The sequence below is a fragment of the Myxococcus stipitatus DSM 14675 genome, from assembly GCF_000331735.1.
Lineage (GTDB): Bacteria > Myxococcota > Myxococcia > Myxococcales > Myxococcaceae > Myxococcus > Myxococcus stipitatus.
Genome location: NC_020126.1, coordinates 3050413 through 3066346, shown reverse-complemented (window position 1 = coordinate 3066346; position 15934 = coordinate 3050413). Strand labels below are relative to the sequence as shown.

General features: G+C 68.7%; 14 protein-coding genes. 9 read left to right on the top strand and 5 right to left on the bottom strand.

Features of this window, described 5'->3' with window-relative positions:
• The first annotated feature begins 102 nt into the window (after positions 1-102).
• Together MYSTI_RS12000 and MYSTI_RS11995 are read left to right on the top strand one after the other, a co-directional pair.
• Positions 103-2436 carry a DUF1588 domain-containing protein gene (locus tag MYSTI_RS12000; protein WP_015348016.1) on the top strand — a complete coding sequence of 778 codons (2334 nt, stop codon included), beginning with the start codon at positions 103-105 and terminating at the stop codon, positions 2434-2436.
• 5 nt (positions 2437-2441) lie between these two features.
• The gene (locus MYSTI_RS11995; RefSeq protein ID WP_015348015.1) at positions 2442-3839 is read left to right on the top strand and encodes a DUF1552 domain-containing protein; all 1398 of its coding nucleotides are present in this window, start codon (positions 2442-2444) and stop codon (positions 3837-3839) included.
• 133 nt (positions 3840-3972) lie between these two features.
• Here MYSTI_RS11995 and MYSTI_RS11990 read toward each other — a convergent pair whose 3' ends face one another.
• Positions 3973-4251 carry a hypothetical protein gene (locus MYSTI_RS11990; protein ID WP_015348014.1) on the bottom strand — a complete coding sequence of 93 codons (279 nt, stop codon included), beginning with the start codon at positions 4249-4251 and terminating at the stop codon, positions 3973-3975.
• A gap of 104 nt (positions 4252-4355) precedes the next feature.
• On the opposite strand from MYSTI_RS11990, the gene MYSTI_RS11985 reads away from it, so the two are divergent.
• Entirely contained in the window at positions 4356-4802 is a 447-nt protein-coding gene (locus MYSTI_RS11985) for a PaaI family thioesterase (RefSeq protein WP_044283550.1), read from the top strand.
• A gap of 144 nt (positions 4803-4946) precedes the next feature.
• Here MYSTI_RS11985 and MYSTI_RS11980 read toward each other — a convergent pair whose 3' ends face one another.
• Entirely contained in the window at positions 4947-5273 is a 327-nt protein-coding gene (locus tag MYSTI_RS11980) for a hypothetical protein (protein ID WP_015348012.1), read from the bottom strand.
• Positions 5274-5516: 243 nt separating this feature from the next.
• Here MYSTI_RS11980 and MYSTI_RS11975 point away from each other — a divergent pair, with 243 nt between their 5' ends.
• From MYSTI_RS11975 to MYSTI_RS11960, 5 genes are all read left to right on the top strand, one after another.
• Positions 5517-5807, top strand: coding sequence for a hypothetical protein (locus MYSTI_RS11975; protein ID WP_015348011.1), 291 nt, complete (start codon positions 5517-5519; stop codon positions 5805-5807).
• 404 nt (positions 5808-6211) lie between these two features.
• Positions 6212-7696, top strand: coding sequence for an aKG-HExxH-type peptide beta-hydroxylase (locus tag MYSTI_RS11970; RefSeq protein WP_169558627.1), 1485 nt, complete (start codon positions 6212-6214; stop codon positions 7694-7696).
• Entirely contained in the window at positions 7693-9153 is a 1461-nt protein-coding gene (locus MYSTI_RS41720; RefSeq protein ID WP_015348009.1) for an aKG-HExxH-type peptide beta-hydroxylase, read from the top strand. Before MYSTI_RS11970 ends, MYSTI_RS41720 begins: the two co-directional genes overlap by 4 nt.
• Positions 9150-9305, top strand: coding sequence for a hypothetical protein (locus MYSTI_RS43780; protein ID WP_015348008.1), 156 nt, complete (start codon positions 9150-9152; stop codon positions 9303-9305). Before MYSTI_RS41720 ends, MYSTI_RS43780 begins: the two co-directional genes overlap by 4 nt.
• A gap of 124 nt (positions 9306-9429) precedes the next feature.
• Positions 9430-10881: an NAD(P)/FAD-dependent oxidoreductase gene (locus MYSTI_RS11960; protein WP_015348007.1), complete on the top strand. Its 1452-nt coding sequence runs from the start codon at positions 9430-9432 to the stop codon at positions 10879-10881.
• 73 nt (positions 10882-10954) lie between these two features.
• Here the strand turns inward: MYSTI_RS11960 and MYSTI_RS11955 are convergent, their stop codons facing one another.
• From MYSTI_RS11955 to MYSTI_RS11945, 3 genes are all read right to left on the bottom strand, one after another.
• Positions 10955-12280, bottom strand: a complete 1326-nt coding sequence (locus MYSTI_RS11955) for a tetratricopeptide repeat protein (protein WP_015348006.1) — start codon at positions 12278-12280, stop codon at positions 10955-10957.
• Positions 12281-12455: 175 nt separating this feature from the next.
• The gene (locus MYSTI_RS11950) at positions 12456-13661 is read right to left on the bottom strand and encodes a hypothetical protein (RefSeq protein ID WP_144370056.1); all 1206 of its coding nucleotides are present in this window, start codon (positions 13659-13661) and stop codon (positions 12456-12458) included.
• A 465-nt stretch (positions 13662-14126) separates the two neighbouring features.
• Positions 14127-14918, bottom strand: coding sequence for an AraC family transcriptional regulator (locus MYSTI_RS11945; protein ID WP_233278243.1), 792 nt, complete (start codon positions 14916-14918; stop codon positions 14127-14129).
• Between the two features lie 116 nt (positions 14919-15034).
• Here MYSTI_RS11945 and MYSTI_RS11940 point away from each other — a divergent pair, with 116 nt between their 5' ends.
• A complete protein-coding gene (locus MYSTI_RS11940) occupies positions 15035-15898 on the top strand; it encodes an MBL fold metallo-hydrolase (protein WP_015348003.1) in 864 nt (287 codons plus the stop codon).
• Positions 15899-15934: the final 36 nt, after the last annotated feature.

Below are 15934 nucleotides of genomic sequence, written 5' to 3'. Positions count from 1 at the left end.
CCGACCTCCCGAACGTTCGAGAGGAAGCCTTCGTGCATGTCGACCCCCGCCCGGGCAGGGCCTGCTTGCCATCCCCCCGGCAGCCCGTGCGACTCTGGCCGGATGAACCGCGTCCTTCTCCTGGCCGGACTGTTGAGCCTCGTTGCGTGCAAGGGCACCGCGAACGGGCCAACCACCCACGATGGAGGCCCCGACACCCCAGGGGGACCCGATGGGGGGCCCGGGGAGAATCGGGCCGCCGCGTGCGTGGTGCAGTCAGTGCTCACCGCTCGTTGCTCCAGCTGTCACGGCGCGATGCCGACCCAGGGCGCGACGATGCCGCTGCGGACCCTGCACGACCTGCGGGTGAGCTCCGCGATGGATGGGCGGGTCAACAACGCCCAGCGCGCGCTCATCCGCATGCGCGACGACACGTCTCCGATGCCGCCCGTGCCCCACGAGCGCGCGAGCGCAGCCGAGCTCTCCGCGCTCGAGTCCTGGATGGGAGAGGGGATGCCCCTCTGCAGTGAGACGGGCGGGCCGCCGGTGACCGCGGTGTCCGAGCCCAACCTGCTCGATCCGTCCGCGCTCTTCAGCTGCACCGCGGGCGTTCGCTCGGATGCACCGACGCGCATCCGCCGCATGAACCGGCGCGAGTTCACCCGCAACGTCGGTGGCTCGGTGGAGCGCAGCTGGACCGGGTTCAGCTTCTACGACAACCCGCTCGACCCCAGCGCCATCGAGCAGTACAGCTCCTGGGCCACGGACGAGACCCTGGACGAGGCCACGGTGGAGCTCTTCCTCCCGGTCGTCGGTGAGGCCGCCTCGCCGTGGACGATGAACTACCCGGACGGCAACCGGATGGAGCGCGTCTTCACGAACAACCGCTTCGGCTGCATGTTCAACGACGCGAACCCGAGCGACACCTGCAAGCGCTTCCACCTCGGCCAGATGCTCGAGTTCGGCGTCTTCTTCCGCCCGCCCACCGAGGATGAGCTCACCCGCCTCACCACCTTCGCGACCGAGGTCATCGCGCAGGAGCCGAGCAAGTCTCCCCAAATCCGCGCGGACTCCATCACGAGAATCTCCAACGCCGCGTGGATGATGACCGGCGCCATGTTTCGCCGTGAGATGGGCGGCGAGCCAGCAGGGGGGCGCGTGGAGCTGACCAGCCTCGAGCTGGGCTCGCAGCTCGCCTACGCCTTGGGGGGACGCGCGCCCTCGGCCACGCCGAGCTTCGTGTGGCCCCACTACTCCGCGCCCCTCGAGGGGCACCTGGCGGACGTGGCCACCGCCGCGAAGGATGGCTCGCTCACGCAGGATGCGACGACCACCGCCCTGATTGCGAAGCACTTTGGCGGTGTCGACGCCCTCCAGAACGGGACACCGCGCTTCGACCTGGTGCAGGACTACAACGAGGAGCAGCGCTCCAAGCGCGGGCAGTACTGGCTGGGTGACGGCGTCGCGGGCTTCTTCCGCGAGTGGCTCGACTACGGACACGTGGCCGGGGTGTTCAAGGAGTCCCCGGCGGCGACCTCGCGCTTCGAGCTCGAGGGGCTCGGCTCCATCAGCGCGGTCTCGTACGAGAACCTGCTCACCAACTTCCATCCGCTGGAGCCGACCTTCATCCAGCAGTTCGACGACCTGATTGCCCGGGTGGTCGTCGAGGACAAGGACGTGCTGGCGAACCTGCTCACCACGCGCACCTTCTACGTGCCCTCCATGGCGAACGCGGCCTACGACTCGCACAAGGGCCTCTCGCACCCCTACAACGTCAGCGAGATCCTCCCGGCGACCATCGCGGGCCGCTGGAAGACGCTGCCCGCCTCCGAGCGCGCGGGGGTGCTGACCCACCCGGTGTGGCTCGCCGCGCACGGCGGCAACTTCGAGGACGACCCCTCCATCGTCCACCGCGGCAAGTGGGTGCGAGAAAACCTCCTGTGTGGCTTCGTCCCGCCGCTCAGCAGCGTGCAGGTGGCGGCGCAGGTCGGCGCCCACGCCGCGGACAAGAACGCACGACGCCGCCTGCGGGAGGCGACCGCCGGAGCGCAGTGCCAGGGCTGTCACCGCCTGATGGAGCCGCTCGGCCTGCCCTTCGAGATCTACAACCACGCGGGCTTCCTGCGCGCGCGCGACCATTCGCCCAGCGGAGGCTGGACCACGCCGGATGGAAGCTCCACGCTGACGTCGATGCCGGACCCCGCGCTGAACGGCACGGTGCGTGACGCGGTGGAGTTGAGCGAGCGACTGGCGACCTCGCGGCACGTGAAGCGCTGCTTCGTGCGACAGGCCTTCCGCTACTTCATGGGCCGCCCGGAGAACCTGAGCGATGCCTGCACGCTGACGCGGATGGAGCAGACCTACGATGAGAACCAAGGCTCGTTCTCCAAGATGCTGACCACGCTGATGACCAGCGACACCTGGAAGACGCGGCGCGTGCCGCAGGCTGGAGAGTGACCGCCATGTTCTCGCGACGAACCGTCCTGAAGGGCATGGCCGCCGGCCTCTTCGCGCCCTACTTCCATGACGTCTACGCCCAGTCGTCCGCGCTGCCGGCGCGACTGGTGCTGGTCCTCGAGTGCAATGGCGTCTACCCCCGCGCGCTCCTGAGCGCGGGCACCCGCACGGCGCTCGGTGGACGTGCCAACACCTCCGACCGCCTCTTCTGGGACGCGTACAAGGACACGCCGCTGGTGCGCGAGGGCGACAACCTCGCGAGCGCGCTGTGTCTCGGGCCGCTGGCGGCGTCCTCCGGCGGCATCGACCTGGTGAAGCGCTCCGCCGTGCTGCTGGGGCTCTCCAACCTCATCGCGGGCGGCGGCCACTCCAGCGGGACGGGCGGGCTGAGCTGCGCGGTGAATGGCGCGGGCGCGACCTTCGACGCGGTGATTGCCCCTCGCCTGCGCCGAGGGGCACCGTTCGACGTGCTGCGCCTGGGCACCAGCTCCGCGCGCGTGTCCATCGTCTACGAGACCTGCGCGCTCGGACCGCGCAAGCCCGCGGGCATCATCGTCAACCCGTCGCTCGCGTTCGACAGCACCTTCGGCTCGCTGCTCGGTGGCTCGACGACGGGGCGAGACCGCAAGATGCTCTTCGACTTCGCGCTGGCCGACTCGCGCAAGGCGCTGGCGGAGTTCCGAGGCAACTCCAACGAGCGGCTGAAGCTGGAGCGCTACCTCACCTCGCTCGAGTCGCTGCGCACGCGGGAGGATCAGCTCGCGGGCATGGCGGACCGCGTGCGGCCCTACCTGCCGCCGGCGCCGAAGGACAACCCGCTCATCACCGGCGCGGGCTCACCGCCCGACTCGCTGAAGTGGTTCGAGGCCCAGTTCCAGATTGCCACCGCCTCCCTCCTGGGCGGGCTGACGAACACGGTGGTGCTGGCGACGGGCACCTCGGGCTTCGACGTGGCCTACGGCGCGGATGTGGCCGACGTCGCGCGCCACAGCCTGCAGCACGGCCTGGATGCGGGGCAGAACTGGGATCGCGTCGCCGAGGTCACCCGCCGCCACGTGCAGCTGGTGGCGAACCTGGCGAGGACGCTGGCCGCCACGCCCGAGGTCGGCGCGAGCGGCTCCATGCTGGACCACACCGCCATCGTCTTCATGTCCGACAACGGCGAGCAGCACCACTCGACCTCGCGGGAGTGGCCGAAGCTCGTGGTGGGAGGCAACGCGCTGGGCCTGAAGACCGATGGACGCACGGTCGTGTACCCGAAGTACGACGCCCCCCGGAACCGGCAGGTCTCCAACCTCTTCAACACGCTCGGCCACGCGTTCGGTGACGCGGACTTCAACACCTTCGGGCAAGAGGGCAGCACGCGCATCGCACCGGGCCCGCTGAGCGAGCTGTACGCCTGAGCCGCGAGAACAGGCTGGAGGGCCATCACCAGCCTGTTCTCCTTCCTCGAGACCCACGGGGAGCGGTGAGCCTCCACCGGAGTGAGCTTCGACGAGGAGCCTCGTCACCCTCACGCGAAGGTGACGCCCCGGCTCACCAGAACTGCCACGTCAACGCCGGGTTGATGCCATGGGGGGAGCACACCAGCTCATCGACGTCGGTGCCCCGACAGCACGGCTTGCGGCTGTAGAGCGTCGAACACGGCTGCCCATGGTAGGGGCTGCACGAGGGCAGCTCGCTGCACGAGGCGGACTGGGAGACTTCTCCGGACGCCTGGAGCACGGCATCGGACGCGATGTCCGGCGACGCCTCACCGCAACCCATCCAGGACAAAGACGAGAACGCCACCACCACCGCAAGCGAGAGCTTCATGAGAAGTTCCAATGCAGGACCGCGGGTGCGCCACGGTCCTAACATGAATCCCACACAGCCCGGATGAGATGGTGCTCACCGGAGGTTTCCCCCAGACTCGGGGGATGACGACCCAGCAAGAAATCGCGGCCTTCATCTCCGCCGAGTTTCCGCAGACACGAGTGAAGATTCTCGAGGTCGGGGACCGCGCCGCCACCGTCGCGCATGAGGTCGGTGTCGCCGAGCTGCGGCCCGGCGGCACGGTGTCCGGCCCGGTGCTGATGGCCACCGCCGACGTGGCGCTCTACGCCGCGATTCTGGGAGAGATTGGCATCGTCCCGCTCACCGTGACGACGAGCCTGAGCTTCAACTTCATGCGCAAACCCTCGAAGGACCGGCGCATCCTGGGGGTGTGCAAGCTGCTGAAGCTGGGGCGGACGCTCGTGGTGGGTGAGGTGTCCCTCTACTCGGAGGGGCTGCCGGAACTCGTGGCCCATGCGGTGGGGACCTACGCGATTCCACCGGCAGACGAGCGGGGCACGGGCACGAGCCGAGGACTTCCGAATCGCTGATGCGGATGAATCGCCCGCGGCTGGACGACACCACGCACCTGGGGAACTGCCAGGGCGTGGAGGGTCCTTGGCACCGCGTGTTCGCGGAGGCTGCCGACGTGAGGCGCACCTCCACCTCCGCGAGGTGGACGACGGACACGCCGGCTACTGCAGGTCGCAGCCGGGGATGCAGTAGTTCACGTTGATGAGCGTGCGCGAGGCGGGCAGGTTCGACTGACAGCCGGCGTACTGCGTGGCGGGAGTGGCCTGGATGCGCGAGGCGCCGCACTTCACGACACAGGCGCGGATGTTCTCGAACCAGTAGACGAGGTCATTGTTGGGGCAGTCCGGCGGGATGCCCACGCCCTGCGTCGTGCTCGCCACCGCGTCGCTCTCCGGCACCTCGCCACCAGACTCGGCCCCACCACCGCAGGCCACCAGGGACAGGCTGCACATCGCGAACAGGGAAACGACAAGCTGCCTGGCTTTCATGGCGACTCCTTCAAGACAAGGGGAAGGCCAAGCATGTCCCATCCACGGAGCCAAGCCAAACACGCCACTTCCCTCTCACTGACACACACCCGACAGTCGCCCACAAATGCAATCAACCTCCCCCTCCAGCTCGACACCCATCGCGCGCTGATGGCTCTTACTTGCCACTCAATGGCACCTACAAGATAATCACATCTCCCGAAAGACACTTCGACGGGAACCTCGCACCGGGAGTCACCACACATGAAGAAGACCCTGCTTTTCGCCGCGGCGCTGGCCCTTCCCCTGCTCGCAGGCGCCACGGAGGATGTCAGCGCAGAGGAGCAGCTCCGCGGCGCGGAGAATCAGTCGACGGAGGCTCCGCGGGACTTCACCACGCCCATCTGCTGGGAGGCGGACCTGACGACCTGTGGCAACGCCGGCAACACCATGGAGTGCACGGACGGCATCTGGTCCGACTACCTCTGCGTCTGTGAGAACCACGGCACGACCGGCAGCCCGATCCTCCGCTGGAATTGCCCCGAGGTGCGCTGAGCCCCTCGACCGGAGGCACGGTTCGACGTGAGCCTCCGGACGGTTGCCCCCCACCCCATCCGTCACCGTCGCGCGCTCGAGAGGGTGACGGTGGCACTCGAAGCCCCTCCTCGATTGGCTTTCGCGAAGCCCAGGGCACTGTGGAAGGCGAGAGCGCACACCCTGACCATGGGTGGGAGGCGGCATCCCGCTTGAGCACCTGGACCTCGGCAACTCGGGTCCTCGTGAAATTATCCAGACACAATGACTGCCTTCTCCCTCTCATTGACGAGTCTTTCGTCAACCGGGGTCGTGAGTGCCCTGTCTTTGTGGCGCGAAAGTCCGCTTAATCATAAAATGGAATACTTCCAGACTGAACCGGGTTGATGGCGCTGAGTGGCTCCATCCGCCAAGGGGAGGACGGCGTGCAACTGATTGATGCGATCCGGCAGGTCGACGGGCAGCTTCAGCAGCACGAACAGTTCGGCGACTCCTCACGCATCGTGGGCAGAGTCCTCGAGCGGTACAAGTTCGCGCTGGATGTCCTCGCGCGAAGCAACACGCGGCTGCAGGAGTGGGCGGCCCGCGTCGAGCTGCTGGATGCCCGCTCGGTGGACATGCTCCTGGGTGACCTCCTGGTCCGCGCGGAGCTGGAGTCAGCAGTCAGTCGCATCGAGTCCTCCGGCCCCTCCGGCGCGGAATGCGAGAAGCTGGCCTCCCTGCTCGAGGACGCACTGGGCCCCGCGTCTCGGGAGCGCGGTCCGGGACTCGCTCGGCGCGGAATGGAGCGCGAGCTCATCGTCGGCCCCTCGGCGCGGACCTGGGTCTGGGACCTCCCCGACGCGTCGACACCGCTGGCCGACCGCCTCCGGGAGAGCATCCAGACGGGCTTCATGCCCGGCGCCCAGAGCAGCGTGAGCATCCTCCGCCCGACTCCGCGCGGCGCCCAGGGACTCGAGCGCGCCTGCACCCTGCTCCACCGCCTGGTGCCCCGCATGGCGGACAGCATCTTCCGCCACCTGCACTCCATCGCCGTGGCCCATATCCGAGGCGCGCGCGGACGCATGCTCACGGGCTCGGGCGGGGATGGCACTCCCTGCATGATCTTCATCGACCCGGACGAGCTGGAGAATCCCTGGGACACCGCCGGCCACATCCTCCACGAGGGCATCCACCTCAAGCTCTCGGACCTCATCCGCACCGGCGCCATCGTCACGGATGACGAGCCCGTCGACCTCCCCTGGGGCCGCCGGACGGCGCTCTCGAACACCCTCTTCGCCTTCCACGCCTACGTTCACATGCACGTGTTCCGCGCCGCGGTGGAGCACCTCGGCCCGGAATGCCACGCCGAGTTCGGTGCCCCTCGCGACTACCAGGCCCCCGCCCACGCGATGTCCGTGGTGAACAACGAGACCGCCGTGCCCTACTCGCGCGCGGAAGAACGACTCGACTTCCTGCACGCGCAGCTCTCCGGCCCCTTGTCCCCGCGACTGACGCCGCACGGGCGGCAGCTCGTCGCGTGGCTCTGGGACACGCTGCGCCCCTTCGAGCGCGCTTCCACCGCCCCCGCCCCTTCCGTCACGGCCTCGCCGCGCGCGCCGCCCTCCTCCGCGCGCTACCGGAAGGGCCGCCACCTGTCGCTGCGCCGCTCGCCGTCGTCCGAGGCGCTGTTCGCCCTGGACCCGCGCACCCAGCGAATCGTCACCCTCAACCTCGCGGCCTGGCTCGCGTTCGAGCTGTGCGAGGACAAGACCGAGGAGGAGCTGCTCTCCGCATACACCGCCTCGCTCGGACTGGGCGCCGAGCGCGCCTGGGCACAGCTCGCCCCCACCCTCGAGGGCCTCGTGGCGAGCGGCATGGTGGAGCGACTTCCCCGAGCAGCCCGCGACTCCGGAGGCGCCTCGCGATGACCACCCCCAAGGACCTCATCCAGCAGGCGGACCGCGCGCTGGTCGCCCACCCCTCGTTCGGGGACACGCCCCGCATCCTCGCGCGCGTCATCACCCGCTACCGCTTCGGACTGGAGCTGTTCGCCGAGCGCCTGCCCTCGCTCGCCCGGACCGTCACCGCCATCGAAGCGCTCGACGACGGCGAGGCGCGGCGCATCTTCTTCGACCCCCTGGTCCGGCTGGCACTGGAGCAGGCCTTCTCCGACCTCGAAACGGGGCGGCTGCAATCCCCCCATCCCCTGGAGGAATGCCTCCCGGCCGCCCTCGCGGCGCTGCCCCTGGGCCTGTCCGAGTCCCGCATGCCGTCGCGCTGGCTCGTGGGCCAGGACACGCCCAAGTGGCTGTGGGGCGCGGCCCAGGCCACGGACCCCTACTCGCTGGCGCTCCAGGCCGCGTTCGACGGCGTCTTCGGCGCCAGGCCCGGGAGCAGCGGGAAGCTCCTGAGCCCCGACGCGGAGGCCCAGCGCCGGCTCAACGACGCCATCGAGCTGCTCACCACGCTCCTGCCCCACTCGGGCGTGGGCGCGCTCACCCATGTGGAGGCCATCGCGCTGCTCAGCGCGCGGCTCGAAGGCGGCACCGTCCTGTCCGCCGCGGGGGGAGACCTGACGCCCTCCACCATCTTCCTGGCCATCCGGGACCTGGGCAACCCGTGGGACATCGCCGGCTGCATCCTCCATGAAGCGCTCCACATGAAGCTCTTCGACGCCACGCGCTCCACCGCGCTCGTGGCCCAGCCCGAGGAGACCATCCAGGTCCCCTGGCGGAACATCCGCTGGTCCATCGTCCGCGCGGTGTTCTCCTACCATGTGTATGTCCACCTCGCGTTGTTCAAGGCCGCGGCGCTCTCGGCGGACGACGTGTTGCTCCGACGGTTTGGAGACCCGTCCGCCTATCTCTCCCATGCCCACGCGACCTCGGTGGAGCGCAAGCCGGGTGCCCCGGGCTATGACCGCTCCATCGACCGGACGCGATTCCTGGGTCAGCAGTTGTCGACGGAGTGGTCGCACCTGCTCACGCCCCAGGGGCGCGACTTCGTGCGCTGGCTCAATGACTCACTCGAGCCCGTCAGTCGCGCCGTCTACGGCGACGCGGTCCGCGAGAGCCCTCCTCCGACGGTGGACCTCACGGCGTACCGGAAGACACGCGGCCTGCGGGCCCGCGCCTCGCCTCGGGGCGAGTGCTTGATGGTGTTCTCTCCGGAGGCACCGCGCATCCATTGGCTCGATTTGAATGCATGGCTCATCTTCGAGCTCAGCGATGGCCGCACGCTCCCCGAGATGGAGCGAGCGTACCTGGAGGTCGTGGGCGGCAGGGTCGATGCCGCCGAAGCACGACGTCAGCTCCGCACGGGGCTCGACTCGCTTGTACGCAGTACCCTCGTAGAGCCAACACGGCAGCAAGGAGAAGCGACATGAACCCCAATGACACGCAGTGGCTGGAGACGGTGAAGAACCTGGTGGCCGAGAAGCAGCAGCTCCAGGCGCCCAGCGTGACGTGCGGCTCCAGCGCCGAGCGTCAGTGGTGGCCGCCGTACACGGTCAACGACACGAAGCGGAACGAGGACTGACCGCTTCGCGCATCCCGCTGTCTGGCCCGCCGTTCCCGCGCTCCGGTGCCTCCGCGAACCAGGCGCCGGGCCCGGCGGGCCTCTCTCCCCATCGCCACCCGCCCCACCGAGGAGCCGCCCGCGAATGAGCACCCATGACATCCTCGTAGCGGGCAATGGGGCGCTGGGACTGGCGACCGCGCGCGCCCTGTCCCTCCAGGACCCCGAGCTGCGCATCGCCGTGGTGGGCCCCGTCGGCAGGCCAGCGGGGGCCTCTCCCGCCGCGGGCGCGATGCTGGGCTGCTACGGCGAGGTGACGGCGCCGCTGCTGCGAACCCCGGCCGGCCGCGCGCGACATGCGCAGAGCGTGCTCGCGGCGAAGCTGTGGCCCGCCTGGCTCGAAGGGCTCAACAGCCAGCTCCCCGCCCACGAGCAGGTGCACATCCACCCGGGCACCATCGTGTTCAGCAACGCGAAGTCGGGCACCATCGAGGATGAGAACTTCCTCGCCATCCAGCAGGCGGTCCGGGACGAGGGCGAGCCTCACGAGGAGCTCGACCCCAACCAGGTCCCCGGCTTGAACCCCGCGGAGGATTGCCGTCCCAAGCGGGCGCTGTTCCTCCCTCGCGAGGGCACCGTGGACGCGAGCCGACTGTTGCGCGGCCTGACGCGGGTGCTGGAGCAGTCTCCGAAGGTGACGCTCGTGGACGGAGCGGTCAAGGCGCTCGACATCCACAAGGGCCGCGTCACGGGTGTTCGACTGGAGGATGGGACGACGTTGTCGGCGCCGCAGGTCGTGCTCGCGATGGGCGTCGGGACGCAGGCGGTCCTCGACGAGCTGCCGGAACTGGCCCGCCGCATCCCTCGCATCTTCTGCGGTGGTGGCACGTCACTGCTCCTCCATGTGCCTCGGCAGACGCTCCGTCATGTCGTGCGGACACCCAACCGTGCCTTCGCCTGTGGACTGCATGCGCTTCCTCGCGCGGACAATCAGGTCTACGTCGGCGCGACGAACATCCTGTCGGCGAAGCCCCTGCTGCGCACGACGCCCGCGGACATGTACTTCGTCCTCGAGTGTCTGTTGGAGCAGATCGACCAGGACCTCTGCGCCGCGCAGCTCGTCACGTGGCAGACCGGCAACCGGCCCGTCACCGTCGACACCTGTCCCCTCATCGGCCCCACGTCGGTGGAGGGGCTGTGGCTGCTCACGGGCACCTATCGCGACGGGCTCTTCCAGTCGCCGCTGCTCGGCCAGCACCTGGCGCGGCGGATGTGCCGACAGCCCGGACTCATCCAGGAGGACTTCCTCCCGGAGCGAAAGCCCCTCTCCCTCTACTCGCTCAAGGAGGCCCGCGAGGAGGCCCTCAAGCACTACGTGGCCATGGGGTGGGAGCATGGCATCCGACTGCCGAAGGTCGGCTGGCACCGCTCGTTCCCGCGCTTCTATCAACAGCTGCTCGACTCCCTCTACGCGGAGCTGGGTGAGGAGGAGTTCGTCCTTCCCCCCGAGCTGCTGGCCATCGTCGAGAGCAACCGCGCGACGATGGTGCCCTTCTTCCGCAACTACTACGCCGAGGTCCGCCGGGCCTGGGCCTGAGGAAGCCCCCCAGAGCCGCCCCGTGGGGAGCCCTCGCGGGGCCCGAGGAGTGCCGCCCAGGGGGCGGCTTCGCTCACTTCGCGCCGGGGAGCGCGGCCAGCGCGGCTCGCACCGCGTCCACCGCGTACTGGGAGAACTCCCGCTGCATCCGGGGCAGTCGCTCCGCCTCCGCGAGCGCCGTCTCCAGGTCCTTGCGCGCCTCGTCCACGCGGCCCGCCCGCTCCAGCGTCCGCGCCCGACTCAGCCACACCGCCAACCGTCGGCCGCCCTGGGCCCGCTTCAGGGCACGGTCCATCGCGGCGAGCGCCTCGTCATGACGGCCGAGCTCGCGGAGGGTCGCGGCCACCCGCGTGCTAGCGGAGAAGTCGTCCGGGAGCTCGCGCTCCGTCTGGACGAAGAGCGCGAGGGTGTCCACCAGGTGCCCGCTCGCCTCCGCGGCGCTGTAGAGATGGGAGTCCCACGCCGCCCTGCCCTGTGCGGTGGTCTCCTCGGCGCGGTACGCGAGCACCTTCGCGTAGTACTGCTCGGAGAGCTTCCGGGCACCTTCCTTGTCACCCCGCGCTTCGAGCAGATCCGCCATGGAGTCGTAGAGCCAGGTCTGCCGCTTCGAGCCGTGCGCCTGGGCCTGCGCGAAGGCCTTCTCGAAGTGGACCTCCAGTGCCTTCATGGCCGGCGCGGCCCAGGGCTTGGGCTCCTGGGCGTAGCGCGCGCACGAGTAGCCGGTGCTCGCCGCGCCCGCTCGCCCCTCCTCGTCGAGGCTCGGGACGGTCCTCACCGCGTACTCGGCGCAGGCCTGGAAGGCCTCGGCGTTCCACAGCGCGTTGAGCGCGGACTCCACTGCCCGGGTGCGACGGCTCCAATCCCCGGGGCCCTGCTCCACCGCCTCCTGATACTTCCGCGCCGCCAGCTCGTGCTCCCTGCGGGCATAGGCGCGGTCGCCCTCGAGCAGCAGCAGCTCCGGCCCGGACGCCTGGGCACTCAGCGCGCGCCGGGCATCGTCGAGCAGCGCCAGCACATCCTCCAATCCCGCGCCGCCCATCCAGCGCAGCGCGGGCGTCTCCGTCTCGGAGTCGAGCACCAGCAACGTGGGCAGGTTGTCCACCGGGAAGCGCTCCAGGAGCGGCTCATTGATGGGGTCATCCACGTCCACCGCGAGCAGGACATAGTCCTTCGCCTTCGCGATGAAGTCCGGCGCGGCGAAGACCTGGGCTTCCATCGTTCGACAGGGCGGACACCACACCGCGCCGAAGTCGATGAAGAGCGGCTTGCGCTCGGCGCGGGCCTGGGCGAGCGCCGCTGCGTAGTCGTTCCGGATGAACGTCGCGTGCGCGGGAGGATGTCCCTTCGTGGTGGCACAACCCATGAGGACCACAAGGCAGACCGGGAGGAGCCTCTTCATGAGAAGCGACTCTAGTCCACCCGGCCTCTTTCCGAGTCAGACCCGGTGAGAGCGGAGGCCGTCGGCCCGAGGACGACCCACCGGGTGTCCCGACGCGCCGGCGCGGTCCACGGCCATGTCCGTCACGGCCAGGAGTGGACAGCCAACGGGTCCAACGAAATATTCTGCCAGTTCCTCATAGTTCGATCGGCACACGCACATACTCGGCGTCGGGTGGCAATCTTTGGCTCTGGAAGCCGAAGCCCTCTGGCTTCCCAAGCCCATTCCGTAGGAACACATTGCTCACGCGCCTGTTGCGAGCAACTCGAACTCCCCCGTAGGGATTCGAAGCCCGAATGATGTGCTTGGCCCTGGATGTATCCACCGTGCCACCCGAGCCAGTGTGAACACTCCGGTGAAGGGTTTCCTGATGCCCCAAGCGGCTGACCCGAAACATCCCCGGCGCCAGGTTCTGGGCGGAGTCAAAGTCCCGCGTGGACTCTTCCTCGCGAATCTGTGTCGAAGCGTGAACGACCACCCCACCGGCCCTGACGCAGAAGTGCGCACGGACATTGGGGGTGCTGTCCGAGAGAATCACATGGACATCCGGCAGCTGGGGCCGGCCCTTGAACTGACGCATGAGTTCGCCCTCGTTATGGTCCAAGCAGATATCCACCCCCAGAAGCAACCTGCTCCCGTGGACGCTCAGTGGAATACTCCGGGCCCGAGACCGACAGCCCCACGTACATCCTCGAGGGACTTCCTCGAACGCCCTGAGCTTGTCCACCTCACACAGGAGAGAGCCGTAGAGAATGGGCGCTGTATTGAAGACAGCGTCACCCCTTTTTTCGGCCGCCGCCTTCCGTTTTTCTTTCTCTCCCACCTCGTCATCGTCGTCTTCAGACGTGTCATCATCTGAAGCGTCGATCCCGCCATTGGCCTTCAGGAACTCAAGATACGCCTCAGCGTTTGCATATCGACTGACCGAGGGTGCCTTGGGCGCGGATGCAGGGCGCCAGTAGTCATAGTTCAAATCCCCGCTCTCGAATCTGGTTGCAGCGTCCCTCCAGGGGATTGTCCCCGGAACCAGAATCACGCGAGGAGCACGGCTCGCGATGACTTTGAGTCGATGACAGATCCGATTCTTTTCGTCAGCAGGTAGCGCGAATTGCGGCGCCGTCTTGTCGTCGCAGCCCCGAAAGAAGTACTCAGGCGCAACCACGAGTCCCACATCACCGATGGGCAGCTCGCGCATGATGTTCTTTGTCCACTGCTCGATGACGGCCAGTTTCCGGTTGTTCTTCGCCGCGGACTCACTGAAGCGAGGCTCTTCCCCAGTGCCCCCCGCAAGGTCGCTCTGGAACATCGGAGAGGTCTCTCTGACAAAGACCACATGAATCATTACTGAAGGCATCCTCGGCTCCTCCGCCACGCGCGGGCGCATTCAAGTCGAGAGTGTGAATCGAAGGGAAGGACCGGAGGCGTTGAGAGCGGCGACACGCATCACGACGGGTCCTTCGGCGACGGGCTCAGTCCGTGGAAAGGAAACACTCGGGGTGCCACATCGGGCGCGCTCCGCCATCACTTGGAGTACGCATCTCCAATCCACTGGGACGGGATGCGGAGCGAGCCCAATCCCCCCCTTCGAACGCGCGTGACGCCGTCGCCCGTGGCCAGCACCGTTCCAGAGAGGAGCACGGTTCCCGTGGCGCTCCCGCACTGAGGGTTGTTCCATTGACTCGACAACCTCGTGAGCTCGCCCGCTCCGACACATTCCAGGGCAGCCCGGTAGCGCGGCCTTCGACCTGGACACCAGGACGGGCACGGACCGAGTTCCAGGGCCGTGGTCCTGTCCCTCCCATGTCCGTCACGGCCAGGGAGGTGAGCGTCGCAACAGGGCGCCCGGGGTGTGTCCTGTCAGGCCGCGGAAGTCGGAGATGAGGTGGGCCTGGTCGTAGTAGCCCGTGGCGGCGGCGATGGCGCCCCAGTCCGGTGTGACCACTCGCCGAGAGGCCCGGAGGGCACGCTGCAGGCGCACCACGCGCGCGTAGGCCTTGGGCCCCAGTCCCACCACGTCCTCGAAGGCCCGGCGGAGCTGGCGTTCGCTGACGCCCAGGGCCTTCGCCAGTGCGTCCACGCGGGGCAACTCACGCGCCTGGGCGATGACGCGCACGGCACGGCGGACGACGTGGGCGGAGGACGGCTCGAACACGTCGCCTCCACGCAGGCGCGCCTCGAGCGTGTCCTGGAGCACACCGAGCTTCGCCTCCAGCCCTGGACGCTCGTGCAGTTGCTCCCGCATCCGGCCACCTTCCGGCCCCCACAGCGTGTCGAGAGGGATGACGCGGTTGGTGAGCTCCCCCATGGGGACGCCGAAGAAGGGATAGGCCCCCGCGACCTTGAAGCGCACGGCGATGGCCAGGGGCGGCACGTCCGCGCCTCCCTTCTGGAGGGGCATCAGGCGGGTGCCGATGACGTAGGCGTCGCCGTGGGTGTCGTCGAGTCGGATGACGAGCTCGGACTCGCCATCGGGGAGGCGGACGTAGGACGGCGCCTGCTCGCCGCGGGTGACCGCGCGAAAGCCGCGCACGAAGCTCGCGAGCAGCCCCCGAGGAGCGACCTGAAGCGACGGAGAGGTCACCCGGAAAGCATGGGGCACGGTGGCCGGGGATTCAATCCACGCGGACGCGGATGGCCGATTTCTCCAATCGCCCTCCTCCCGGCCTCCCTACCTTGGGGACACCTCTCGCCGTTCCCTCGAAGGAGTGAGTCCCCATGCGAGTCCATCATCTCAACTGCGGCACCCTGTGCCCCGCCAGCGCGCGCTTCGTCCTGGGCGAAGGGGGCCTGTTCACGCGGGCGCGGATGGTCTGCCATTGCCTGCTCATCGAGTCGGACGACGGCCTGGTGCTGGTCGACACGGGCCTGGGGCTCGCGGACATCCAGGACCCGGGAAGGTTGGGCCAGCGGTTCCTGCGTCGCAACGCGCCCCGGCTGTCGAGGGAGGAGACGGCGGCGGAGCAGGTGGAGCGGCTGGGGTTCCGGCGCGAGGACGTGCGGCACATCATCCCCACGCACCTGGACCTGGACCACGTCGGTGGGCTCGCGGACTTCCCACGCGCGAAGGTGCACGTCTTCCGGGACGAGTACGCCGCGGCGATGGCCCCGGTGGGGCGCAGCGCGAAGTTCGGCTACCGCGCCGCCCAGTGGGCCCACCAGCCACTGTGGAGGCCCTATGACGTCGCGGGGGAGCGCTGGTTCGGGTTCGCCTCCGTGCGCGCGATTCCGGAGCTGTCCTCCGAGCTCGTGATGGTGCCCCTGGTGGGGCACTCGGAGGGACACTGCGGCGTCGCCGTGAGGACGGAGGGACGGTGGCTGCTGCACGCGGGGGATGCGTACTTCAGCCACAAGGAGATGGACCCCGTGTCTCCGCGCAGCCCGTGGGGACTCGCGCTCTTCCAGCGGCTGCGCTCCACCGACAACGCCGCACGCCTCGAGAACCAGGCGCGTCTGCGGGCCCTGGTGAAAGAGCATCCGGGCGAGGTGAGCGTGTTCTCCGCGCACTGCGCGGTGGAGCTGGAGCGCTACGCGCGCGCATCGGTGGTGCCGTTCTCCGGGGCCCGCGACTCCGCGGCCTGAAGGGGCGGACCTGGACCCGCGTCGCCTGGCGGCCGC

Bases quoted from the DNA above. Each gene is read 5' to 3' on its own strand.
- MYSTI_RS11975 (WP_015348011.1), top strand. From the start codon at position 5,517: ATGAAGAAGACCCTGCTTTTCGCCGCGGCGCTGGCCCTTCCCCTGCTC.
- MYSTI_RS11955 (WP_015348006.1), bottom strand. From the start codon at position 12,280: ATGAAGAGGCTCCTCCCGGTCTGCCTTGTGGTCCTCATGGGTTGTGCC.
- MYSTI_RS43780 (WP_015348008.1), top strand. From the start codon at position 9,150: ATGAACCCCAATGACACGCAGTGGCTGGAGACGGTGAAGAACCTGGTG.
- MYSTI_RS11995 (WP_015348015.1), top strand. From the start codon at position 2,442: ATGTTCTCGCGACGAACCGTCCTGAAGGGCATGGCCGCCGGCCTCTTC.
- MYSTI_RS12000 (WP_015348016.1), top strand. From the start codon at position 103: ATGAACCGCGTCCTTCTCCTGGCCGGACTGTTGAGCCTCGTTGCGTGC.
- MYSTI_RS11985 (WP_044283550.1), top strand. From the start codon at position 4,356: ATGACGACCCAGCAAGAAATCGCGGCCTTCATCTCCGCCGAGTTTCCG.
- MYSTI_RS11950 (WP_144370056.1), bottom strand. From the start codon at position 13,661: ATGATTCATGTGGTCTTTGTCAGAGAGACCTCTCCGATGTTCCAGAGC.
- MYSTI_RS11990 (WP_015348014.1), bottom strand. From the start codon at position 4,251: ATGAAGCTCTCGCTTGCGGTGGTGGTGGCGTTCTCGTCTTTGTCCTGG.
- MYSTI_RS11960 (WP_015348007.1), top strand. From the start codon at position 9,430: ATGAGCACCCATGACATCCTCGTAGCGGGCAATGGGGCGCTGGGACTG.
- MYSTI_RS11980 (WP_015348012.1), bottom strand. From the start codon at position 5,273: ATGAAAGCCAGGCAGCTTGTCGTTTCCCTGTTCGCGATGTGCAGCCTG.
- MYSTI_RS11940 (WP_015348003.1), top strand. From the start codon at position 15,035: ATGCGAGTCCATCATCTCAACTGCGGCACCCTGTGCCCCGCCAGCGCG.
- MYSTI_RS41720 (WP_015348009.1), top strand. From the start codon at position 7,693: ATGACCACCCCCAAGGACCTCATCCAGCAGGCGGACCGCGCGCTGGTC.